The 24,506-nt window shown below is 52.3% G+C and carries 17 protein-coding genes; 5 read left to right on the forward strand and 12 right to left on the reverse strand.

Features of this window, described 5'->3' with window-relative positions; genetic code table 11:
- Positions 1-45: 45 nt before the first annotated feature.
- Positions 46-858 carry a class I SAM-dependent methyltransferase gene (locus BMW93_RS26820; RefSeq protein WP_177194207.1) on the reverse strand — a complete coding sequence of 271 codons (813 nt, stop codon included), beginning with the start codon at positions 856-858 and terminating at the stop codon, positions 46-48.
- Positions 859-1,011: 153 nt separating this feature from the next.
- Complete coding sequence (locus tag BMW93_RS26825; RefSeq protein WP_090383691.1) at positions 1,012-2,313, reverse strand: vanadium-dependent haloperoxidase; 1,302 nt, start codon at positions 2,311-2,313, stop codon at positions 1,012-1,014.
- Positions 2,314-2,546: 233 nt separating this feature from the next.
- On the opposite strand from BMW93_RS26825, the gene BMW93_RS26835 reads away from it, so the two are divergent.
- Entirely contained in the window at positions 2,547-3,191 is a 645-nt protein-coding gene (locus tag BMW93_RS26835) for a DUF3455 domain-containing protein (RefSeq protein ID WP_090383696.1), read from the forward strand.
- Here the strand turns inward: BMW93_RS26835 and BMW93_RS26840 are convergent, their stop codons facing one another.
- Together BMW93_RS26840 and BMW93_RS26845 are read right to left on the reverse strand one after the other, a co-directional pair.
- Positions 3,192-7,223: an ATP-binding protein gene (locus BMW93_RS26840; protein WP_090383698.1), complete on the reverse strand. Its 4,032-nt coding sequence runs from the start codon at positions 7,221-7,223 to the stop codon at positions 3,192-3,194.
- A gap of 173 nt (positions 7,224-7,396) precedes the next feature.
- A complete protein-coding gene (locus BMW93_RS26845; protein WP_090383700.1) occupies positions 7,397-8,140 on the reverse strand; it encodes a hypothetical protein in 744 nt (247 codons plus the stop codon).
- Positions 8,141-8,358: 218 nt separating this feature from the next.
- On the opposite strand from BMW93_RS26845, the gene BMW93_RS26850 reads away from it, so the two are divergent.
- Positions 8,359-9,207 (forward strand): hypothetical protein, encoded by an 849-nt coding sequence (locus BMW93_RS26850; protein ID WP_090383703.1) that lies wholly within the window; start codon positions 8,359-8,361, stop codon positions 9,205-9,207.
- An 82-nt stretch (positions 9,208-9,289) separates the two neighbouring features.
- On the opposite strand, the gene BMW93_RS26855 is transcribed toward BMW93_RS26850, so the two are convergent.
- The 5 genes from BMW93_RS26855 to BMW93_RS26875 all read right to left on the reverse strand — a co-directional run bounded on the left by BMW93_RS26855 (position 9,290) and on the right by BMW93_RS26875 (position 18,397).
- Complete coding sequence (locus BMW93_RS26855; protein WP_090383705.1) at positions 9,290-12,175, reverse strand: T9SS type A sorting domain-containing protein; 2,886 nt, start codon at positions 12,173-12,175, stop codon at positions 9,290-9,292.
- A 447-nt stretch (positions 12,176-12,622) separates the two neighbouring features.
- On the reverse strand, positions 12,623-15,856 hold the full coding sequence (locus BMW93_RS26860; protein WP_090383709.1) for a TonB-dependent receptor: 3,234 nt from the start codon (positions 15,854-15,856) through the stop codon (positions 12,623-12,625).
- 198 nt (positions 15,857-16,054) lie between these two features.
- A complete protein-coding gene (locus BMW93_RS26865) occupies positions 16,055-16,423 on the reverse strand; it encodes a VOC family protein (RefSeq protein ID WP_090383859.1) in 369 nt (122 codons plus the stop codon).
- A gap of 196 nt (positions 16,424-16,619) precedes the next feature.
- Entirely contained in the window at positions 16,620-17,441 is an 822-nt protein-coding gene (locus BMW93_RS26870) for a helix-turn-helix domain-containing protein (RefSeq protein WP_090383711.1), read from the reverse strand.
- A 95-nt stretch (positions 17,442-17,536) separates the two neighbouring features.
- Positions 17,537-18,397: a hypothetical protein gene (locus BMW93_RS26875; protein WP_090383713.1), complete on the reverse strand. Its 861-nt coding sequence runs from the start codon at positions 18,395-18,397 to the stop codon at positions 17,537-17,539.
- Positions 18,398-18,602: 205 nt separating this feature from the next.
- On the opposite strand from BMW93_RS26875, the gene BMW93_RS26880 reads away from it, so the two are divergent.
- Genes BMW93_RS26880 through BMW93_RS26890 form a run of 3 tightly spaced genes read left to right on the forward strand, consistent with a single transcriptional unit; the run spans position 18,603 to position 19,922 of the window.
- On the forward strand, positions 18,603-18,932 hold the full coding sequence (locus tag BMW93_RS26880) for a helix-turn-helix transcriptional regulator (protein WP_090383716.1): 330 nt from the start codon (positions 18,603-18,605) through the stop codon (positions 18,930-18,932).
- A gap of 54 nt (positions 18,933-18,986) precedes the next feature.
- Positions 18,987-19,472, forward strand: a complete 486-nt coding sequence (locus BMW93_RS26885; protein WP_229240850.1) for a DUF6428 family protein — start codon at positions 18,987-18,989, stop codon at positions 19,470-19,472.
- Positions 19,473-19,499: 27 nt separating this feature from the next.
- Complete coding sequence (locus BMW93_RS26890; protein ID WP_090383718.1) at positions 19,500-19,922, forward strand: arsenate reductase ArsC; 423 nt, start codon at positions 19,500-19,502, stop codon at positions 19,920-19,922.
- Here the strand turns inward: BMW93_RS26890 and BMW93_RS26895 are convergent.
- The 3 genes from BMW93_RS26895 to BMW93_RS26905 form a co-directional block, all read right to left on the reverse strand.
- Entirely contained in the window at positions 19,903-21,105 is a 1,203-nt protein-coding gene (locus tag BMW93_RS26895; protein WP_090383720.1) for a winged helix-turn-helix domain-containing protein, read from the reverse strand. The genes BMW93_RS26890 and BMW93_RS26895 overlap by 20 nt on opposite strands.
- 107 nt (positions 21,106-21,212) lie before the next feature.
- Positions 21,213-22,700 carry a choice-of-anchor A family protein gene (locus tag BMW93_RS26900; protein ID WP_090383723.1) on the reverse strand — a complete coding sequence of 496 codons (1,488 nt, stop codon included), beginning with the start codon at positions 22,698-22,700 and terminating at the stop codon, positions 21,213-21,215.
- 300 nt (positions 22,701-23,000) lie between these two features.
- Complete coding sequence (locus BMW93_RS26905) at positions 23,001-24,488, reverse strand: T9SS type A sorting domain-containing protein (RefSeq protein ID WP_090383725.1); 1,488 nt, start codon at positions 24,486-24,488, stop codon at positions 23,001-23,003.
- Positions 24,489-24,506: the final 18 nt, after the last annotated feature.

The following is a 24,506-nucleotide window of genomic DNA, read 5'->3' on the forward strand; positions in this document are numbered from 1 at the left end:
ATTGCTTTGGCAAAATGAGAACAGGCCTTTACTATGCAGGTTACCTTAGCGACGGACCGTCACTTTCAGGAACGTGGCGGGAATGGACGTCTTGTTTTTGTCCCCGCTCTGATTCTGGCTTTCAAACAAAACTTCCAGCTCGCGGTGAAGATCGGCTTCCTTTCCGTTTTTCTCGGCCGCCTCGAACGCATTCATCGTCGGACCGTAGTATTTCCTGAAAGTTTCGAGAAATTCGGCCGGGGAAACCGGCGTCTGGAATGTGAAAGTCTCCCTTTCGAATGAAATATCCTCTTTCGCTGCACCGGCCGCCACAAAACGCTCGGTAACATTGCTTTCCACGCCCCAAAGCATCGGGCTTACGAAGCCTTCCGGTGGCGCGGGTGTGTACGCGGAGCTTACTCGCAGGATCTGGGCAACGAGCGTAGGATCGCCCGGAATCCAGTTACCCATCACGATTTTACCGCCGGGGCGCGTCACACGGAACATTTCTTTCGCCACATCGAATGGCTGCGGTGCGAACATGGCACCGAAAATGCTCACCACCTGGTCGAACGATTGATCCTCGATGCCTTCCAGCTTAATGGCGTCGCCTTCGCGGAATGTGATATTGGTCAAACCTTCGGCCTTTACCCTTGCATTGCCGGCTTCGACGAGGTTTCTCGCGATATCTACACCTTGCACATTCGCGCCGAGTCGGGCGGCAGGTATGGCGGTGGTACCGTCGCCGCAGCCCAGATCCAGCACATCCATGCCTTCTTTAATTCCCAGTTTTGCTACCAGTGCAGTACCGCTTTCGCGCATTGTTTCTGCCAGACGGGTGAAATCACCTTTTTCCCAAAGTGCTTTGTTTGCATTCATTTTATTTTTCATTTAATTGTTAATAGATACTGTTTAAAATTTTGGCTAATCCACTCCCTGATAATGCATTAGCGAGAGGAAAAGCGCTAGAAGAATTGTCATTAATTTAAGAATTTTCATGGCTGGTTTTAAGTAGGGCTTCCCCGAAATACTTTACGGTTTGAACTTCAACTTGCCGATTACGTTTTGTCCGACGATTTTTCCGTGTAGCAGGCTTACCTCGCAGGTTTTGCGGTAGTGGATACCGGCATACACCCTCGACACCGCGGCCTCCGCAGCAGCGTGTTCGAACGAGGTGAATTGCCGTGGCTGCACGTTCGGCAGGTTGTACGGCTTGTCGGTGTAATGGTAGTTCTGGCCGAAAATGCTCGTCATTACCTCCGCTGCCGCGGCCGACATGACCGAGTGGCCCGAGGGATATTCCGGATGCGGTGGCGTCGGAATGACGGTGTTCCAGTCGGGGTGGTTCAGCACCGTTCGGATATAGGTCACCGGCCGCACGCCCTGGTACACGTATTTCCCTTTGCAAAGACTGATGGCGCCGTCCGACATCGCGATTCCGAGCTGCGTGAATGCCTTGGCGGCAACTGCCAGTCCCGGTTTTTCGATGGCCAGCACCTGGCTCAGGATATTGTGCCATGAATTGTCGGGCCAATAGGTTGCAATCGTCTTTTGCTCCTGCGTAAGCGACTGCGAAATATTGTACAGCTCCTCCACCTGTTTGTAATATTCAGAAGTCTTGTCTTCGGAATAAGGTATCGGCGTGCCCTGTTCGGCCCCGGCGTCGCTGTTGGCGACGATGGTACGCACCTTACCCCAGTTGGAGAGAATCGCCGGCGCAAATGCGGGGGGCGTCGGTTTCCAGTACGCGGGCCCGCTCAGCGGCGTGTAGGGCGTTGCATTGTCGTAGCCATCGGTTTTGGACCATTCGAAAACAGCGGCTGCCATTTTCTTTCCGAAATCGATCGAGTTGGCGAGCACGTCGGGCTGCTGGTGCGCCTGGTACTTCGCCAGGTTGGCCGCTTCCAGCGAATCGATGCGGGCCAACGTGGCGGGCGAGATACCCGGATGGATCACCCGGTTGATCGCCGCGAGCGCCGCATTGGCACTGGCCGGGAAATAATACTTCAACGAACCCGATGGCTGGGGCAATGCGGGCAAGCCGTTCAACTGCGGTGCGATCGACCGGTAACCCGGCAAACCCGGTTGCAAAGACTCCCACAATGCCACACCGCTGTAAGCCCAGCGGCGTGCGGTAACGGGCGGCGATGCGGGCATAACCTGTGCGATTTTCAATTGCATGGTGAGCCACGATGTGACTACCTCCGGAGAAGTCACCGGTTCGGAGGGAACCTGGGGCCCGTCGTGATCCGTGCACGAGACCGTAAGCATTGTGCAGGCAAACAATCCGATCGCCGATTGTCTGACGCGTTTTAATAATGTTAAATTTTTCATGTGATAATAGATTATTGAGGCTGCAAAGTTGCACTGCGACGAGGGGGCAAAACTTGTAATGACGACGCATATCCAGGTAATTATGCGCCACTTGAAAGCTCGGGAAAACCGGCCGCTCATAACTACCTGGATTTGCATCCTGATTACAATCCGGGCCGGGCGGCGCCGTGTACTTTTGCCGCCGGTTAATTCAAACCGGTCTTATTCACAAATCATTACAACAAAAATTAGCTATGAAAAACAGTAACATTTCCCGGCACGCCGGCCGCCGGTACGGTCGCCGTCGCAGCATTCGCATCCTCGCAATCGTAATGCTTTTGGGTTTCTTTAATGCCTGCACCGACCACGACAATCCGACACCCGTCCTCACGCCGGCCGACCACATTCAGTTAAGCGAAAACCTGACGATGCCCGACGCGTTCGCGCTTCCGTCCGATCCCAAGGGTTACGAGCGCGTGGCCACCTACTTTGCCGTGGGCGTGCAGAAATACAAGGCGCAGGTGAAGGCCGGTTCGAACCCGGGGCAGTACGAATGGGTATTTGTGGCGCCGGAGGCGGATTTGTACGATGCGTCGAATGCCAGGATCGGTACCCATTTCGTCGGCCCTACGTGGAAACTTACCGGTACCGGTCATACGATTATGGGACAGGCATTCAGTCCCGCCAAGACGTTTTCCAAAGACCCGAACAACATCGACTGGCTCTTGCTGCGTAACAAAGCAGGGCAGGAGCCGACGGGTATTTTCCAGGGGGTAGGCTACATTTTCCGGATCGCAACGACGGGTGGGAGGGCGCCGGTAACCCCTCCGGCAGACCTCGCCGCCACGGCCGATGTGCCCTATACGGCAGTTTACCGGTTTGTGAAGCGCATTCTTTGATTAGCCTTCTCCTTTTGGGGAAACTCTCGCGGCATATTCCGTGGGGGTTTCCCCAAATTCCTTTTTAAAGCTCTTGCTGAAATACGATTGATCATTAAAACCGACCGCATAGCCGATCTGGGTGATCGTATCGGCCTTTTGACGGATCATTTCCGCCGCTTTTTGAAGCCTCAGGTCGCGGATAAAGTCGTTCGGCGCGAGGCCGGTGAGGGCTTTCAGCTTCCGTAGCAACTGGGTACGGCTCAGGCTCATTTCCTCCGCCATTTTCTCCACCGAGAACAACACATCTTCCATGTTCGCCTCAACGATTTCTTTGGCTTTCATTAAAAATTTGTCGTCGAGCGACATTTCGTCCGATGACGTGACGTGTACGCGAATGCGTTCGCGGTACCGTTCCGCTAGCTTTTTCCGGAGTTCGATCAGGTTCGCAACCCGCACGGAAAGTTCCTCCACGGAAAAAGGTTTGGTCAGGTAATCGTCCGCACCGGTTTTCAAACCATCGATCCGCGATTCCTGTCCGCTTTTGGCCGTAAGCAATATCACCGGAATGTGGCTCGTCCGTTCATCGGATTTAATATGGGCCGTGAGCTCGATACCGTCCATGCGGGGCATCATGAGGTCGCTGATGATCAGGCTGGGCAGCACTTTGCGTGCGCATGCGAGCGCTTCCGAGCCGTCGGGTGCTTTGAAAATGGTATACTGGCCTTCCAGCAGCGACGCCATGTACTCGCGGAGTTCGGCGTTGTCTTCCACGATCAGTACCGTTTCCTGATTTGCGGCGGTCGGCGACCCGGACGCCGCACCCCGCTTTTTAGTAGATACCGATCTGTCCGGCAGCCCGGTTACCGGTTGCTCAGTCGATAATTTATATTCACTGAAATCATTTTCAACGATTTGTATCGCTTCGTAAGCTTCCTTATCCAGAGGAATTTCAACAGTGAAAACCGAACCTTTACCTACCTCGCTTTGAAGCGCAATATTCCCTTTATGCAGCTTCACGAGTTCTTTGGCGAATGCCAGCCCCAGGCCTGTGCCGCCGTCCTGGTTTTCAACCGTTTGCCTGGCCTGGTAAAACGATTCGAATACCTGCTTTTGCTCTTCCGGCGCGATGCCACGGCCCGTGTCCGAGACAGCGACACGTAGCATCGGCCCGTCTGCCGGCTTTTCGATATGCGCCGCAAATGCCACGGAGCCGCCCGATGGCGTGAATTTGAATGCATTGGAAAGCAGGTTGATAACTACCTTTTCGAGTTTGTCAGGATCGAACCAGAATGGCCCGTCCGGTATTTCGACCGTTTTTTCAAACGAAATGCCCTTATGCTGCGCGAGCGAATCGAAGGAAGACGAAAGCACGCTCAGAAAATGGCGTAGCTCACCTTTTCGCACTTGCAGTTCCATTTTACCGGCTTCGAGCTTCGAGAGGTTCAGCAACTGGTTCACGAGTTCGAGCAGGCGGTTGGCGTAGCGCTTCATAATGAGTAGCTTATCCTGTTCCGCAGGCGGCTTTTTACTCAGCTCTTCTTCGAGCGGGGCGAGGATCAATGTCAGCGGTGTCCGGAATTCGTGGGAGATATTGGCAAAAAACCGCGATTTCATGCGGTCCATTTCTTTCAGTTCCTCGGTTTGCAGCATGATTTTCTCGGTGCGTTCGCGGACGGTGTTTTCCAGCACCAGCTTTTCGCTTTGCAGCTTTCTTTCCCGGAAGCGCACCAGCATTACCGCCATCCCGCCCAGGAGCAACGCATAAATGGCAAATGCCCACCAGGTGCGGTACCACGGCGGGAGAATGGTCAATGCCAGCGTGGCTTCTCCTCCCGTGTCGCCATATACGTTCTTCCCGCGCACGCGGAACACGTAATTCCCTTCCGGCAAATTGGTAAAATCGACGAATGACTCACCCGACCAGGCAGACCACTGGTCATGAAAGCCTTCGAGGAAGTATTGGAATTGATTTTTGGTGGAAAGGTCGTAGCTCGGCAATGTAAACTGGAACCGCAGCCGGTGACCATAGGCAATGTCCGGCGATTCCGCGTCCCGGAAGCTGACCAGCGAGTCCTGATCGACCGAAATCTGGCGGATCAGTGTTTTAAACGGCTTGCCGGCAGCGGTTTGGAGGTTTCTGTCAAAAAGTACCAGCCATTTGTTCGAGCCGAAAACCATGAACCCGTCGCCATTGTCGTGCACTTTGGAAATGAGCGCATCGGAGAGCCTTCCCGAAACCGGTAACCGGCGCAAGCGGTTTTGGGTATATTCGAAAACCTGGCTCTGGTAATTGTGGTAGAGCGTAAACCACATGGTGCCATCCCGCCCCGCGACGATTTCGTTGATCCACCCGCCCCTGTAAGGCGCTACGCCCGCGGTAAGCATTGTATCGACTTCAAAAGCCCGTTTTTCGGGGTTGAACCGGTGCATAGCCTCGTCGGTAGAAGCGTACACCGTGTTGCCGACCTTTTCGACCCAGCGGATTTTGTTGGACGACAGCCCGTTCTCAGGCCCATGGTGAATGAGTTTGAACGGGTCGGCCAGTGTATGCATGGATCCCGGCGTTTGCCAGGCGATTTCGTAGATACCGTTTCGCCGGCTGTTGAGAAAAATGGTGCCGTCGGCCGCGCGGGTGAAGCTTTCGGAATAGAACTTCATGTCCTCACGCCGACCGCCCTGCACCCATTTGCCGTCTTTCAGGAGCAGCTCCGTGAGCCCATTCCCTTCGAGCCCTACCAGCAAATGCTGCGGCAGCTGCGCGGAACGCATTTCTTCCACACGCACCACATTTTCCTTGGCTATCTGCGATCGCCGACCGTTTTGGTCCAATATGAAAACACCGTCGTAATTCGATACAATCAGTTCATTTCCAAATGTCTGGCAATGCATTGTCAGGTTATCGATGCCTTCGATTTTTTTGAAATAGGGTTGGGGTATTCCTTGTGAAGAGAGGGTGTTCAGTTCAAAAAGCCCTTTACTGTTGGTAGTGTACAGCTTGTTGTTGAATACCTCGATATCCATCGGATTTTCGTCGAGGCCGTGATTTTCATTCAATACCCGGAGCGGCGAGCTGATTTCCAGGCGGCTTATCCCGTTGTCGGTAGCGAGCCATAAATCCTTTTCGGCATCTTCAAAAACCGCGTACACCGCATCGCTCGACAGCCCGTCCTTGCGGCGGATATTGTTTCGAATGTTGCCTGTGCGGTCCATTAAATAGAAGCCCGAACCGGTGGTAGCCAGGGCATAATTGCCATTGCCGAGCTGCGCGCTGTGGTACACGGCGTCCCTGATCTGCACTCTTTGACCACCGTTCATAAACGGTGCCAGTGTAGCACCGTCGTAAATATAAAATTCCTTGCTAAGGCCCGCCGCTAGTAGTTTCCCTCCGTCGAAGGGCAGCAAGGTGGTGAGTCCCATGCCTTTGAACGCCTCGCCGCCTTTCACGAGTTCCAGCGAGTTAGGCCCTTTCTTATACAAACCCCTGTCGCTCACGCTCACGTACAGGGTGCCGTTGATCAACCACGCGAAACCGAGTGCGCCGATGTCACTTTTCCAAACTTTAAACTTTCCGTTGACGAATTCGAGGATGTGCAGATCGCAAACGAAATAGACGGAGCCCTTGTCGGCAAACGTGAACCAGATATTTCCGAAGTTCCAGTCGCTGCGGCTGAGCTTGTTTTTCAGGGAATGGAAAACCATTTTATTCTGGCTGTTAGCCGCCAGATAACCCACTTCGCCCGATCCGCCGACATAAATGCGCCCTTTCGAATCCTTCGCCAGCGACCGCACGGGGTTGCCCTCGGTGGTAGGGATGAGCTGCCACGATATGCCGTCGTGTTCAAGCACGCCCGAGTTGTTGGCCGCATACATAATGCCGTTATCTCCCTGCACCAGTGCCCAGTTCTGAAAAGCGGCTTTGTATTCGTTGGTGGAATAGTTGGTAATGAACGGAAGGCTCTGCTGCCAGATCTTTGCGAGCGGCGAATCCGGTTTTTGGGCCATTGCATTCAGGCTCGATGCCAGTGCGAAAAGCAAGGCCACTTTTTTCATAAGTCGGGTAGTAAAGCCTGGCATATCAGGGGCAAACCTACACGTGATGGGTACAATGCGAGAAACGAGGGTTAAAAGTATCGCATTTTGGGGGCAGGAACAACCGTTAAATAAGCGATCCGAGCCGGAACTTAGTTAACGGGGCGTCGGGTTCCGGCTTTTAGTTAAAGGTATCACCGCTCACCGTAGCCGATGATCTTCCGGACCCTGCGGACGCCTTTGTCTATCACGCGGTAGCCGATCAGGTCTCCGTTGATTTGAAGGTAGTCGTAATCGGTTTGCACATCCATGACCAGTCCTGTTCCGGCAGCGTAGCATTTGTATCCCAAACGATAAAGCACCTTACCCGCTGTATCACTGCGTTCGGTGACTTTTAATGTCGTAGGGAAATGCAGAGAATCGATTTGTAAGGGTTTATCAAGATCTTCATAATGAAATAAATGACCGTAGCGGGGATCATCGTCATCCAATTCGAAATATCGAAATCCATCCCATTTAACAACGGGACTGTACGGAAATACCAGCGAAGTAATGGGCCCATTATCGCGGTTCAATACTATTTTGTCTGCATAAACAAAGGCTTTGTATTCTTTTGTTTTTTGCCAGTAATCCGTTGGTTTGTCCCGGACCGAGTAAGCAATAAGGCATTCCGTTACACCGCCTGAATCCGTTTTTGTGCGTATTATTTCTTCTTTTTCAAACCATTTGGCAGATTTCGGCTCTTTTGTGCCTGACGAATAAATTGCTTCTTCGACTGCGTAAATGCGGTAAGAACCAGCCGTTACAGGGAAATAGGGAGGGTTGTCAGGTCGTTCGCCGGACTTTTCGCAAGCCACCATCAAAAGAAAGAGCGCCGCGAAAATGCAGGGAATTAGTTGCGACTGACAGAAAAGAAACACCGTAGATTTGGATTGCACAGGCAGATGGGTTTGAATTTAGAATAAAACGGTAAAATTTTTCTTTTGTTATCAATTTAAAAGCGGTAGTGGACAGCCGGTAACATTCCCTATAAAAAGCCGGAATAAATGCTTCGACGTTACCGGTTTGGTAGAAACTGCCTACATTTGCGATGTGCCCGTTTGGCTTATTATCAGATCAACCGGCGTAACGATCGTTAACTCTTAATTTAAAACTCATGTCAAAATCCTTACTGTTCATGCTTGCCGGGCTGGTTGCTGGCACATTATCCGCTAGTCAGGCTCAAACAATCGAATTAGCCCCGGTTTGGGAAAGCGATACGACATTGCGTACACCGGAAAGTGTTTTGTATGAACCCGGCCAGAATGTCCTGTATGTCGCTTGTATCAATGGTGGTCCGAGCCTGGAAAACAAAAACAGCTTCATTGCCAAAGTGGGCCTGGACGGCAAGGTGATTAAATTGAAGTTTGCGGAAAATCTCAATTCGACCAAAGGCATGGGTGTGCTGGGCGGCAAATTGTATGTTACCGAAATGACGAACGTAGCGGAGATCGATTTGGCCTCGGGCAAGATCCTTAACCGCTATCCCGTGGAGGGCGCCAAGTTCCTTAACGATATTGCCGTCGATAGCAAAAAGCAGACCGTTTACATCACGGATTCCGGCCATGGTAAAGTATGGGCGCTTAACGGCGGGAAGATAGGTCTCCTCCTGGAAGGCGATCCGCTGAAAGGTACCAACGGCCTTTTGTTTGAAAACAACCAACTGCTGATCGGCAATGGCGACGGCACGTTGCTAAGCCTGGACCCAGCGACGAAGAAGCTCACCACCATCGCCAAGGTGTCGGGTGGTATCGACGGGATCGTTGGCCTGGGCAAAAAGACTTATGTAGTGACAGAATGGGCCGGAAAAGTGTGGCATGTTAAAGCCGACGGAACCACGGAACTCAAAAGCGACACTTCGCCGCAAAAAATAAACTCGGCGGATCTGGCCTATAATCCGAAAGCCAAAGTGTTGTATATCCCTACCTTCTTCCACAATACGGTGAAGGCGGTTTCTATCAAATAAAAGTCTTAGTAATAAGGCGCAAAAAACAGAAACGCCGCCCTTCCATGACATGGAGGGCGGCGTTCTGCATAGATGCGGAGGGTTACTTGTTGATTGCGATTTTTCGGGCTGTCTGTAAACCATCTTTTGTGATGATTTTGATCAGGTATATTCCGTTGGCGTAGCGGCTCAGATCGATGCCGTTTTCAGGCAGGGAGCCGAATTGCGCAACGATTTGCCCGTTCATATTGACCAGCGATACATAGCTGACCGATTTAGCATCGACCCCATTGATATGGAGTACATGCGCGGCTGGATTGGGATACACCCGAATACCGGCCCCGGTTTTTCCCAGGTTTACGCTCACCGTGCGCGAGTAGGCAAATGTATCGTCGCGGTCGACGGTTTTGAGACGATAATAACTGATCCCTGAAAGCGGGGTTCCGTCGATTGCCGTGTAGCTGCTCAACTCCCGGCTGTCGCCGATGGCTGCGGTTTCCGCGATTTTGTTCCAGGTTTTGGCGTCAGTACTGCGCTCTACGTCGAAATGGGAAGCATTGGTTTCTTCGGCCGTTTTCCACGACAGGCGAACGCGGTTTTCCTCCAAAACTGCCTCAAAACCGGCCAGGGTTACGGGCAATGCGCCCTCCCATGTGAGCAAGTAGGTCGCGGGGCTCGGATCGGTCATGCCTTCGGAATCGACGTATGCGTATTCAAAAGATGTGTTCACATAGCCGCTGCCGGTAAATTTGATTGTGAACTCGGCAGGGTCGGGGAATACCCGTTTTGTATCTACTTCATTTTGAGTTACCAGCGATCCGCCATAATAAAGCTCTCCATTAGTAGGAAGCGAAGTGATGATCACACCCTGAGGGTTGGTAATGGAGCCTGTTTTGCCCGTGTACGTGCCATCTTCCTCGTCAATACCTGCAAATAAAGGAGGATTGTCACCGATTCCATTGAGCGCAATTACCTGATCGACTGTCGGCCTGGCGATGGAAGTCGTGCGGTCGTACGAGTCTGGCGGCTGCGGGAATTTCACGGTCGGGGTTGCGTCGTCCGTGTTGTTGGTCTGATTTTCATCGTTTTCGTTGCCCTGCACAACGGCTGTGTTCAGATAGGGACCCGTTGCATTCACTTTGGCGGTTACCGTCATGGTAACGACTTCGTTCTCGGCCAGGGTACCGATTAGCCAGGTATTGGTTCCGGCGCTCCACGAACCTTTGGAAACGTCTACATTGGTGACATCATAACCATCCGGAATTTCATCGGTCACGATCACGCCCGTGGCGGTAATCGGGTTTCCGGCATTTGCCGGGAGCGGCACATTGGTAGCCTGAATCGTAAAGGTAACCGTCTCGCCAACCTTGGCCACGTCCGGCGATACCGATTTGGTCACGGCCAGGTCTACGTCGGAAGTATAGTTGAAAAGCAGCTCGCGAACGATCTCGTCGTTGTAGGCACCCGTCCAGGTATTGATGGTGTTGTTTTGGCTGAAACCATTGTCGCCGTTGGCCCACCATATATGTTCCGGACCAAGCACGCCTGTTACGTTCACTTTTACGCTTCGGGGACTTAATGTGCCGCCGCTAAGATTCTCCCTCGCAATGTCGGTATCATCCCAGTAAAGCTTGTCGTTGATCGGCTGGGTACCGGACCTGAGCGGCCTTACGTGCTTGATGGTAACACCCAGGCTTTGCTCCATGTCGTAAATCGGGAAATGCACGGGGTAGAATAGCAGTGAAGACACAAAGTGGATGGCGGTACCTGTGGGCACATCCGTTCCGGTATTGTCCTTGCCGTTCCAGTAGATCTGGTACGTGCCTGCCGCATTGTATTCATTTGAAATGATCACATCTTTTCCATCATAGTAGCCGTTGCCGTTCAGGTCGATCAGGATATCGACGATAGACGGGTTATCGATGTTGACTGTGAACGAAGCCTGGCCCGCAGCAGGGACGGAGCCCGGCCTTCTTGAAAATACCGCCTGGAAATCCGCTATCGGAAGGGGTGGGGAAGGCCAGACGGAGGCATCGGGGTTACCCAGGAAAAGCGGAAAATGTGCATTGGAGGAGGAACCGGTCATGGAACGACGGTTTTTTGCGAAACCCTGGTCGCTCAATGGTCCGTCCAGGTTGGCAAAGAATATAGCATAGCCCGAGCCGCTGCCGCCGAAATTGGCATACTTTACATAGAAATCGTTGGCTGGCGTATAGGTATTGTCGATCGGGATGTAAAAGCCGAAGTCGGAAGGGGAGGAAGTAGCACCAGCCACACCCGCGTTAGTAGGCAGGTCGTTCACGATACTCCAGTATTTGCAGTACAAGCGACCGTTTTTCCGGGTGTAGTTGCCCGACGAACCCGATGCGACCGTCACATCCCAAAAATTGAACTCCGCGCCGGTTTGTTCAATTTCGATCCAGAATGCTCTGTCCGAACCCGTGGTGTTTTTAAACGAATAGGCCGTGTATCCGTTTCCGGTTACCTGGTTTGGGCCCGTGGCGGCGGCAGAGGCATTTGACGGGCGACCGGTGGCTCCGCCCGATCCCTGTGAAATGTCATCAGACTTTATCAGAATTCTGTTGGGAGAGGAAGTTGCCGTTGGATAAAAGCCAGTGGAAGAGTTGTCGTAATACCAGTGCACATTGATTTCGGAGTTTGCGCTGGATCTGAAACCGTAAAACACTGTTTCGTTGGCTTTCACCCACACGTACATACGGTGTGCGGGATTGTACGAGGAGGTGTTGGAAGGGAGCATCATAAAGCCCCTGGTCTTGTAACCCGTATTGCCGCCACCGGAGTTGCTTGTAGTGGGTACATACAGGTTGGCCTGGCGGTTGGCGGTGACGCCCCAGGCGCCGGAACCTTCACCGAAAGCAGAACTTAAACCGCAAAATACGGCGATGGCGAGGATGAGAATACTCCGCAACCCGGACCTTCGTCTGGGGGAGTGTTGGGTGGACTGTTCAAAGGTAGATTCTAATCGCATAGCGGATATGAGGGTGTTTGGTTACTGTAAATGCAAAGTAGTTCTGTCCGGAAAAGAGCTTCCGGATGGGGTTTTTATTTCAATAGTATCCTTAGTATTACTTCGCAAGTATAGCCCTTTCCGTCCGGTCTATTTTGTTTTTTGGGGTGACAACGACCCATTTCAGGGGTGTAACGCCCGCTTCCTGGGGACATCATTCAGGGCCATCAAACGCCTTCGGTGCGGTCTGAATTTTTACTACAAAACCTTGTCAGGAACGAGCTATTGCCCTTTTACAGGATATACGACCGGGTTTTACGAGAAGGTTCGCGGACGCGCCGACGCGCACGGTAGTGTATACATGCGGGACAGGTAGCTGCCATTCGAAGCGGACAGCAAAAAAGGCCGGTGGCAAATGCCTCCGGCCTTTTCAAATATGACACCAATTATAAAGTTCTTAACAGTCCATCAGAAGGTATAGCGTGCGCCGATCTGCATCTGGCAGCGCGAAGCGAGCGGGTCGATTGAATACGGTTTGCCTGGTCTGGTCCAGGTGAATGTCGGGTCTCCGGCAGTCGGGTTGGTGGCGCGGGTCAGGCCGATGGACGCCGTGGAGTTGAATGTGTTCGGTGAAAAATATACGTACCCCAGTTTTTTGTCGACCAGGTTCAGGAAGTTGAGAATATCGTACGTGATCTGGATCGACTGCTCCCCTTTGAGCTTAAACTCATGCATAAAGCGCAGGTCGACGGTGTTGTTCCACGGCGTACGGCCGCCGTTACGCTCGGTAAAAGTACCTTTCCGGGTTTTGAGATACGAATCCGAATCCACATAGGCCATAAAATCAGCGGCTTGCGTACCGGTTGGGATCAGCTTCTGCGCTTCGGCAAGGTCTTTCGGAATGTAGGCAAGGCTGTTGGCCTGTCCGGTACCGTCGATCGTAGTGTTCACATATCCCCACGAGTATGGTGTGCCCGATTGCAATGCGTAGAACAGCGTCACGGTCGTGGCATTTTTCGGGTTCCAGTGCGCCCGGTAGTTGAGGCTGCCCACAATGCGGTTGCGGATGTCGAAGTTGGAATAGGCCAGTTTCGGGTCGTTCGGATTGAGCGACTGGTTCAGCTGCCAGTTGGATTCCATCGAGTTGCGGATACCATTGGTAATGTCGTACGACTTGCCGTAGGTATAGGCCGCCGAGAAGCCGAAACCCATCGGGAAAGTCTTCTGCACCTGGGCGGTAATGCTATAACGGTGACCTTGGTTTGTATTCGACAGCATATATGCATTCGCGAAGTTGTTATCGATGCGCTGGGCACCCGCCGAGCCGTTGGCGGCCACATAAATGGGTTGCTGATGCTGCGTGTCGTAGCTGTAATAGCGCACAACATCTTTCGTGTTCACCTGCTGGAATTTCAGGTCCTGGATTACTTTGGTATACAAACCTTCCAATGTAAACTTGTAGCCATCCACCGTGTAATCCACTGCAAGGTTGCTGCGGAACATCTGCGGCATTTTGAAATTGTTGTCGATTAAATCGGCCTGGGTACGTTTCACGCCTCCGTTGGCCGGATTGTTGTTGATCAGCACGCCGCCGTTCGGTACCAGCGGGTCGCCTACGAGCTTGGTTGCGGCAGTCGCATTGTTGTTGAAATCGTAAGCACCATATCCCACGCCGTTGTTGTAGAATGCATAACCGAGCCACGCGAAAGGAATGCGTCCGGTAAATAGCCCCGTCCCGCCGCGGACAATAATGCTCTTGTCGCCCTTGACATCATATTTGAAACCCAGACGCGGCGATACCTGCACATTGTTCAGGTATTTGTTATTGATCTGATTGAGTGGTGTATAGGTGTAGGTAGTTCCATAACCCGGATCGGAGGCCGCGGCATTCACCAACGGGCTTAAAGTGGGCTTTTTAGGCAATCCCGAATAATCGAGGCGGATGCCGGGCGTAATTTTGAAACGATCGGTCAGTTCGATATCATCCTGAATGTAAGCGCTCAGCAGGTTCACGTTGAAATGCGCGTACGGGTTGTTGAACTGGTTATCCAGGTTGTTGGTCGGATCGTCGAAAGGGTAGGAGCCCCGCACGCGGTTGGGTAATGTCTTGCCGTCGGGCGTGCCGGTGCCGAGAAACTGGTCGAGGTTGCTGTACGAGATCCGTCCGTTCGGCGAGTTCACGAAGCCATAGTCGATGGTGTAAAACTCGTTGTGCGTTCCGACGGTGAAGGTGTTCTTGCCGACATAGAAAGTAAAGTTGTCGGTCAGCTCGAAAGTTTTTTGTTTCAGGTTAAAAATGGAAGCCTCGCGGTCGTTGCCCAGGAAAATAGTTCCGCCATTATAGCCGATCTCTACCTGCGGGAACGTCCGCACATTGGCCAGCGTATTGCGGTAATCGTGAATGGCCGAATACCCGACGATCAGGCTGTTGGAAGAACGTCCGCCAAACTGGCTTTTGAGCTCGGCAACCGTGCTGCTCTGGTTGTTATGCTGCTTGAAATCAATGCTTCCGAAGCGAAAGTTCTGCGAGTCGCGTTCCAGGTTCGTCGCTTCGGAGAATACCGTGTTGTTGCGGATCGAGAGCTGGTGTTTCGCATTGATATTCCAGTCGATGCGGTTGAAAAACTTGGTGCTTTTGGAATAAATGGAATAGTTACCAAACGAACCGGCATCGAGGCCGTAATTGGTTTTGACAAAATCACTGACCTTCTGCGCCACCGACGCGTCGTTGATCAGCGATGACGCCGTACCGGCCTGGAACTGAACCGGGTCCTGGCGGCGGGTAACTTCTTCATTGGTAAAGAAAAACAGCTTGTCCTTGATCAGCGGCAATCCCACGCGCGCACCGGTCTGGTACTCGTAAAATGTGCCGGGCAGTTTTTCCTTGGCATCCGAAGCACCGTTCCACTTGGTCACCAGCGCCGCATTCCGGCCGAAGCCGTACACCGAACCGGTCACTTTGTTGGTCCCGCTGCGGGTCACCGCATTCACCGATCCGCCCAGAAAGTTGCCCAGGCGTACATCGAACGGCGCAACAGCCACCTGAATGTCCTGGATCGCATCGAGGCTGATCGGGTTGGTACGCGTACTGGATCCCGGCTGACCGGTGGTACCCGTCGAACCGCCAAGCGACGGGCTGAAACCAATGGCGTCGTTGTTCACGGCCCCGTCGACGGTCACATTATTGTACCGGAAGTTGGTACCGGCAAAGGAGTTGTTGTTGTTAACCTGCGGGGAAGTGCGGGTAATATCCGTCATACTCCTCGAAATGGTCGGCAAACGCCGGATGGTTTCCGCATTGATATTGGAACCCGCGCCTTCCCGCTCTCCGCCGCGTTCGGCTTTCACCGTCACCTCGCTAAGGGTCTGGCTTTCGTCTTTCATCGACACATTCAAATTGGTCGTTTCGCCGAGTTGGAGGACTATGTCCGAGAGAGTAGTAGTTTTAAAACCAATATAAGTGACGTCGATCTGGTAAGGCCCTCCGGCATTCATGCTGTTGATGCGGTAGCGCCCATCGGATTCTGTGACGGTCGCATATTTGGTACCGGTAGGCAGGTAAGTGGCCTGCACCGTGGCACCGATCAGGGCTTCATTTTTAGTGTCGGTGACAGTCCCGCTGATCCCGCTGGTGGTGATCTGCGCGGAAGCCACCGAAGCGAAGAGGAGGCATGTAAAAAGTAGAGAAACAAAATGCTTCATAACATGTAGCTAGCTAATTTGTACGGAACAAAACTTCCGTAAATATCACCAGCGCATGTTACGCCAATATTACGCCGAGGCGCGTCGGGCGAGAGTTAATCACCTTTTAATTCCATTTAAATGGGTTTTTAATCCAAAAACGGGCATCGGCCGGATAGAGCGGGCAGGCGACCGATGCCCGGGAGGACGGGAAATGTTCTATTGATAGGAATGCAGCCCGATTTTGTTTCCTTCACTGTCCATAAACATCGCAAAAAAGCCGGCTTCGGGCGAGATCCCGGTTTTGGGGACGATCACTTTTCCGCCGTTGGGTTCAATTTTGTTCAATACATTTTGAAGATCTTTTCCTCCGTTCAGATAGGCAAGCGTGCCCTGACTGGATGGTTTGTAACCGGCTCCATGAATGATGGCTACATTGACAGCGCCTTCATCGCCGGGAAACAGGCCCATCCGGGTACCCTGCATGTCGATTTCTTCTATGCTAACATCGAGAATGGCTTGATAAAATCGGGTCGCCCTTTGAAATGAGTCGGTGGGGATTTCCACGATTGAAACCAGGTTTTTCATTTTGCCGGAAGTTTTGGTGGGAATTGATTGAGCTTTCATCGCCTTTGAGCCCGAATCGTTTCGGTCCGAGCAAGCAGAAAATAAATGGGCGACGGCGATTATCGCGATAATGGAAGCTTGTTTCATGCCGCGTTGTTTTACATGTACGATGCAAAACTATCGAGGACTTTCGGCCCAGAATTGTAAAATTGCGACACTACTCCCGTGAATACAGCAGCGCGGAAAGGGCCATGGAACTGTCCCTGAGAAAATGTTTGGGGCTAGCGCCCGTAAACTCCCTGAAATCTTTGATAAAATGCGCCTGATCGTGGTAGTCGCTTTCGTAGGCGATGTTCGTCAGGCCCTGGGAGTCCCGGCCGATGAGCATTTTTAAAACCGCCTGCAACCGGATGATCTTGCCGAGTTGCTTGGGACTCACGCCGATCTGCCGGGAAAATTTCCGCTCCAATTGCCGTCTTTTGGATAAATCGTCTTTCAGGATCGAATGAATGGAAATGCTTCCTTTCGCGGCAAGGAGCGTTTCAACGGCGGCTTTCACGATTTTATCGATGGTGGCTTTGCTTTTCATTCTTTCCAGCAAAAAACCTTCTATGACCTGTATTCTTTGCACCGTGTCTCCGGCACCGGTTATTTTACTTTTCAGGTGGCTGGCCGCCTCTGCGCCGAACAGGTTTTCGACGGGCGTTTCGGTGTTGGCCAGACTATCGATGGGGACGTCGACAAAATGGGCAAAACCATAGGGATAAAAGCGCACCGCGAAGGAATTTACATAGCCGGTAGGCTGAATAAAGTAAGGTTCCGTGATCTGGCCAAGTACCATTTCCCGGGGCTGGATAATGAAGTCTTCTTCGGACGTGAACCGTTTTACATCGTCGCCAAGGATAAAAAACAGCTCGATACACCCGTCCGGCAGTATCCGCTGCTTCGGCGTGCTGCTGTCGGCGGGAACCTGCAATGTCCAGTAACATTTGACAAGCGACCTGAGATCCGCGTGCGGGGGAAAGATTTGATAATCCATTGACAGACATAACAATGCTTCGCAACAAACCTACTCGAAAAACTCAGGATAATCGTTTTCGGGCAGGTATTGTTGTTTGAATGAGGCTGTCCTGCTCAATATTTGAAACTGACCTCCGACTCGTCACCCGCTTGGGGAAACTCGGGATAGCGGACGGTGGTTTTCAGTTTTTGTATCTTTTTGCCCTCCACCTGAAATTGCTGCGTGGTTATGCGTTCGGTTTTGAATGCGCCATTTTTGTCGGGTATCTCATAAGTGATTTGCAGTGGTAACCGGCCCTTCATGGCGCGGAGTACGGGGAGATTGTAAATGGCGTAATCCGGGTTACCGAAATCTTCGATAAAGAGCCAGGGATCGTGGTCGAACCCGGGGGAAAAGCCTTTGAGGCTTGTAATGGTCTGATAGCCATCGGATTGTTCCGTGCGCACGCGGGTGAGCTCGCCCGCTTTGTCGTACTCGTAATGGTGCACGATATCCATGCGCGTGCCCGCGGGTGTGATCTGGTAGCGTTCCAGCTTCTGTACGATGCCATGATCGTCGTACAGGAACACGAGCTTCTGCGCATTGTCGTACGGCCCGGCATTTTTCTTGACCAGCCGCATGGCCGTAAGCCTGCCTTTCTCGTCAAACTCATAAAATTTTCTCGAAATCGAGCCCGCGACATTAATTCCGGAAAGCGTTTTGCCCTCGTATTCATACGTTTTGAGCTCGGTCTGGCCGCGGGAACCCGAGTACCGGATGTGATCGATGCTGCTGTCGGGGCGGTAATGGACGGCGGCTTTGTATTCGAAACTTTCCCAATCGATCTCGCGGATCAGATGGCGGGGTTTCGATGCCGTTTCATCCGGAGCCGGTTCCGGTTCGGGACCCGGCGATTTATCTTTGGAACAAGCGGTCAGGAAAAAAAGCATTGCCCACAATAAGGCGGTGAGCGCGCGTTCGTGCACGGTTTTCATGGCTGGTAAAATTGGATTGAATTACGAACGAGCGGGATGCGCGGCAGGTGCCTTTTAAAAATATCGGCAAGTTTACCGGTTCGCCCGCGACCGGGCAACTTCCGGCGACAGACGGCACGGTTGCGGAGACGAGTGGCAATACCGTTAACTTAATAAAATTTCATCGTAATATTGCGATATAAAATTTTTATATTATGTTTGAAGCATGGGAGTAACGAAAACGGAAATATTCACCGGGCAGCAGAACCGGATCGCGGACCTGGCAAAGGCATTTGCGCACCCGGCGCGGGTGGCCATTTTGCAATTGCTGATTGCCCGCAAGGCGTGCGTTTGCGGTGACCTGGTAGGCGAGCTGGAACTCGCCCAGGCGACCGTTTCGCAGCATTTGAAAGAGCTGAAACGGATAGGCATTATCCAGGGGGAAATCAACCCGCCGCGCGTTTGCTACTGCATTAACCCGCCGGTTTGGGAAGAAGCACGGCAAGCATTCGGCTCGCTGCTGGAATCCTTTGATCAAGTATCCTGCTGCAACTAGGCGGGTATTTTTTTGAGTTAATTAATCGTAATATTACAATATAACAATAAAGCTATGGTGAACCAACTGAATCCCGTTACCTGGGGCGACTTCAAAAGTACGCTCGAACAAAATCCTGATCTGCACCTGCAATTCGAATATGAATCGGGGAAGTTTGTGGATAGCTCTTTTCATATCACCGAAATCAAACAAGCCCCCATCGTTTCGGTAGATTGCGGTGGGCAGATGAATAGCTGGACGGAGGTGATCGTGCAATTGTGGGAACCTGCTATCAAAGAGGCCGACCGGTCGATGAAAGTAGGCAAGGCGCTTAAAATCGTCGATCTTGTCGAAAAATCACTGCCATTGAACCCGAAAGCGGTCGTTAAAATCGAATTCGGTAATTCGAAATTCGATACGCGCCAGATGTACCCGGGCACTTTTGTTTCGGAAGGGGAAACATTTACCGTGAACCTGGTTCCGGACTTTACGCAATGCAAGGCGCAGGTACGGAATCAGAGCTGTGGAACGCCGTCGGCCGGATCATCCTGCTGCGCTTGACCATTCATTGACACAAATTATACCAAAATGAAAAAAGTGCTGGTACTATGCACCGGTAACAGTTGCCGGAGCCAGATTGCGGAAGGGTATCTGAGGCATTTTGCCGGAGATGTCGCTGTCGTATATAGTGCAGGGGTCGAAACACATGGCGTGAACCCTAAGGCCATCACCATTATGGCAGAAGACGGAATCGATATTTCCCGTCATACATCGAACAACATAGATGAATACGGCAACATTGACTTCGATTTCGTCATTACGGTTTGCGATAATGCCAGGGAGCGTTGCCCTTACTTTCCAACCAATGCCAGGAAATTCCACTACAATTTCCCCGACCCGGCGAAGGCGAAGGCTACCGGCACGGAGGCTGAGGTAATGAATGAATTCCGGGCTGTTCGTGAGCAGATTAAGGGATACGTGGAAGAATTTGTCAAAGAGAATCTACATTAATCCCCTCGAGAATCGTTTCGAGATAAGTTTCATTGTTAGACTTTTTGAAAACAATATCCCTGCATTGGTTGAATTTGACGAAGCCTTGAAGCGTTTTGATGAATCTTTCAATCGTAATGTTATCCAGATCGACGGGTTCAAAATGCAGGTTATGGACGATCAGTACTTTTCGTTTGCGGTCTGCTTTGGCGTCCATCCTTGCAATAAATGTCTCGCCTGCAAGTACCGGCAGTGAAAAATAGCCATATTGCCGTTTTGGGGCGGGTACGAAGCATTCGATCTGGTAGTCGAAATGGAAGAAGTCTTTCAACCGGTGGCGGAAGACATTCAATATGTCGAACGGAGAAAGGATGAAGACGTCGCCGGATATTTCGGGGTTAATTTCCTGATCGGGAAGCATGTAAAGCGGACCTTTCAGCTCTTCTACGACCACCGTTTTTACTTCGCCGGTCCGCGCCATTTTCTCCAACTCCTTTTTGACCAGATTACCTTTCACGTGGCGGGCGCGCCAGGCGATTTCTTTCGCATATGCAATCCCGAGCGCGCCCAATGTCCGCCGGATCACGAAACGGGCATATTCCTCGTCAGTGGGCATAGTAAGGTCCGTTTCCGGCGGCACGGTGTTCAGCGGCAGTACATAAACTTTCTGAAAGCCTTTCGTGCGGGTGATCATCAGCGCGCCATCCAGGTAAAGCCTTTCGAGCGCTACTTTGGCCGGTCGCCAGTCCCACCAACCGGTGCTCGCTTCCACGCGGTCGTTGTCAAAATCGCCCACCATGAGCGATTCTTCCCGCTCCGCCCGGTCGAGTACCTCTTTCATTAAACCAATTTCCGCCGGGGTAAGCGGCGGGCGCTGCATTTTGAATGCATTTTTTACAGGCAACGAAAACCGGAAATCGTACATGGGGAGGTAACCCGCATCCGAAGAAAAGTATTCGAAAATACTGCCGTCCTCGCAAAGCTGGCCCAGCCACTCGGTTTGATAGCCGGGAATGCGGGCGGCCATGACGTGGTGATGGGCACGCTCGACGACGTAGTTGGTATCCAGCTGTACAAAACCCAGGTGGTCGATCAGGCGGTAAACAGCTTCGATCCCCGTCCCGAACTGCGATTTCCGCGCGAGCCCGGCAGCGTTAAGGATGATCTTTCTTGCTTGCGTTTTGGTAAGGGTAACAGGCTCCATGGGGCTACTTCCGAGTTGAAAAGTCTTCGAAAGTACAAAATGTGGGCGCTTATGGTTCTACTGGTCAGCAAAGGGCCCGGCAAACACCGGGCTCTTTGCTGTAACAACTATCTGCGAATCAAAATCTTATCCGATTCAACAGCGCCATTCACCCGGGTCATCGTGACGACGTACATGCCTGACGGCAGGTTTTTGCAATCGATACCTGCGGCGGGGATTTCTTGCGCCTGATATACTTTGCGTCCCGACAAGTCGGTTATCGTGAGCAATGCCACATTCGTGTTGCTGCGGATTAAAATCTTGTCAGAAGCCGGATTGGGGAAGAGGGTAATGGACGAACCTGCTTCAATGCGCACGTTTTGAATGCTGCTATATGCAAAGGTTTCATCCAGGTCTATCATTTTGAGGCGGTAAAGGTTTTCACCATTGGCGGGGGACTGGTCGGTGAAGGTGTAATGGACCGATTGAGCGCTTTCTCCGTGGGATAGCACCGTTCCGATCCGGTTCCATGACTTCCCGTTGAGGCTGTGCTCGATTTCGAAACGGTCGCTGTTTGTTTCCGAAGTGGTGGTCCAGCGGAGGGCGACAGACGCATTTTCACCGGTGGCGGAGAATTTCGCCAGCGTCACGGGCAGGACGATCGTATTTTCTTCGAAATAGAAGTTGTGAAATTCGAATCCGCCCTGCTGGTCAAAATGCCCGCCGATGATCGACTGTCCGTTAATGGAGCCTCCATTGCCGTTCAGGCTGGCTTTCGGTGCCAGGAAGCTACCCAAAAATTTGAAATGCGCGAGCGAGATCGAAGTGGCGTTCGGGAAGTTAAACAGTACTTTGTTATTCTCTTTGTCGGCGCCGTTCATTTTCATGCTGCCGCCATTGATCGAAAGTGATGAATTGAGGACATTGATGATCGCCGAGGCGCCCTCCGGTATATCCACCCTGATTTCATCGCTGCTCATGTTCGGGGGCAGTGTGATGTCGAAAACGTTTAAGCCCAGGCTGGTACCGGTGAGCGTATATTGATGATAGTTGTCCCAGGCCGTGGTACCGGTGTTGGGCAATGCATTCAGTGTGCCGCTCAGCGTGCGGTAATAGTCCAGAAGCTTATTGTCCGAGAACTTGATGTGGTCGAATTTTCCGCCTGTAATACTGCTCACGGCCGGGGCGGTCAGGCTGGGGAACACCGTGCCGTTGGGGGCGGTATTGTAAACCAGGCTACCCCGCAGGCCCCAGTTACCAATGTTGTTGAATGACCCGTTGACGACAAGGTTATCCGTATTGTTCGGTGCATTAACACCCATTACGCCCATACCCACGCTGTACCCCGCCGTGGTAAGGGTGAAATCACCGGCTACGGCCAGCCGCCCTTCCACGTCGCCGGAATTGCTCTGAAAATTCCCGAAAATGATCGCGTTGAAATTACCTGTCCCGACAAAGCCGGAGGACAGATATTCGTCCGGAATGGTCAATGGGGTCTTGTTTCCCTGGGCAACCGACTGCTGCCAGGCGGCAAAAAGTAGACCAGAACTAATTAGGGCGGTCCGGTAGAATTTAAAAGACCTGGACGCGTGGCTGAATGTAGAAAAAATTTTCATAACATTTTGATAGAGAAGGAATTGAGTAACTAGTTACCGGAATTTACATCATGAAATATGTATAATTCAATTAAATTTTCCTCAATACGGCACTTCTCCTCAAAATGTCATGCAAAAATGGAAAACACCCGAAAATGACTTGAAAACGAGTAAACTTGTTTAGGTATGAATGTAGAAATAGCGCGATCAGGGTTATAATAGTATGCGCATGAGTTTTAGAGAAAAAATCAGCCCCATTCAGAACTTGTTGGGAGCAGGTTCCGAATGCGGGCTGATTGATTTTTACCTGAACTTACTAACCTAGTCTTTCAGCACTTTGAAACTTTTGCCGTTGACAATGACAATGTAAATGCCAGGCTTCTGGCCTCGGAGATCAATCTCGCGGAGATTTTGGAGCGAGGCCGCCGCATGATCCACCGGAGCGGCTATGCGCGTTACCTTCGAACCGTCGGCCCTGAATATCTCCACCGATTGCAACGCAGCACCGGATTCGATGCGGAGTATGTCCGTAACCGGGTTTGGATAAACTTTGATGCCGATAGCTGCCTCAAACCGGATTGAGATGGTTTTGGAGAAGGCAAATGTGCCGTCGCGGTCGACCTGTTTCAGCCGGTAATAGTTTGTTTCGGCCAGAGGCATCTGATCGGCAAACGCGTAATTCACAATAACCTTACTGTCGCCCTTTGCGTCCACCTGACCGATCGGCTCAAAGTTTCTGGCGTCGCTGCTTCTTTGTACCTCAAAATGCGACGCATTGATCTCCTCGGTCGTTGCCCAATTGAGCGCAACGGTATTTTCGACGGCCTTACCCGTGAAACTGACTAATGTGACAGGCAGGGGAGGCTCAACGCTGCCGATGGCGAGCGCGGTAATGGACGTTCCGGCCGGGATGGTGCCGCTCAACGCATTGTTTTCGGCCGCTGCACTGGCACCGGTTGTGCCTAGCGCTACCCACTGGGTGCCGTTCCAGCCTACCAGGCGAAGATCGGCCGGCAGGGCAAAGCCCGTCACGTCGGGAATAGAAACCGTAACCGCCACATTGTCGTCGCTTCCGGCCGGATTGATCCAGTCCCAAAAGCCGACGGGGCTTATCGCTTCAATGGGCGCGGCCAGGGCCGTCAGGCTGTGCGTAGCGCCGTCGGACGGGTCGGTAACCGTGGCCGGGCTGCCCACGAACCAGGCGGTGCTGATGGTCGCGGCGGCGGCGGGGGCTGAAATGGACACCGTACGCAGGTCGGTACCGCTGCCCACGGGAAATACAAATGCATCATCACCTGACTTGGTTACATAACCGTTTACGTGCTGCGCATCCGTATTTCCGCCGGCATAGCCCGCTCCGTCGGCTAAGCGAAGCGAACTGATAGTGTGCGTATTGCGTGTAGTACTTATGATCCCGCTCGTGCCGAAAGACAGCGTTCCGGCCACGTTGGCGCCGGCTGTATTCGTGATTGCGACCGTTCCGCCGTTTTGAAATTGCAGGCTGTGGAAACCGGGCGCTGATGATCCGCTGATCGTCAATGCACCCGCCGCGTTGAACAGGTCGAGGCTGTTCGTCTGTCCGAGCCAGGTACCATTATTCTGAAAGCTCAGGTTACCGTGCTCGTAGGTAGACGCGTTGGCCAGTGTTACGCTCCCGCCCGCTTGTACGACGGTACCGTTGGGTGAGTAGTCGCTTAAATAGCCCGCGTTAATGCTCACCGGATCGGGTGGGCCGTAGGTGGTAAATGTTTGTCCGTGTGCCTGCATTACCCACAAGGGCAATGCCAGGGCTATCAGTCTTTTTTTCATACCATTTGTTTTTAAAGG

Origin of the sequence: Dyadobacter sp. SG02 (genome assembly GCF_900109045.1) — a bacterium.
In the GTDB taxonomy this organism is placed as follows: Bacteria; Bacteroidota; Bacteroidia; order Cytophagales; family Spirosomataceae; genus Dyadobacter.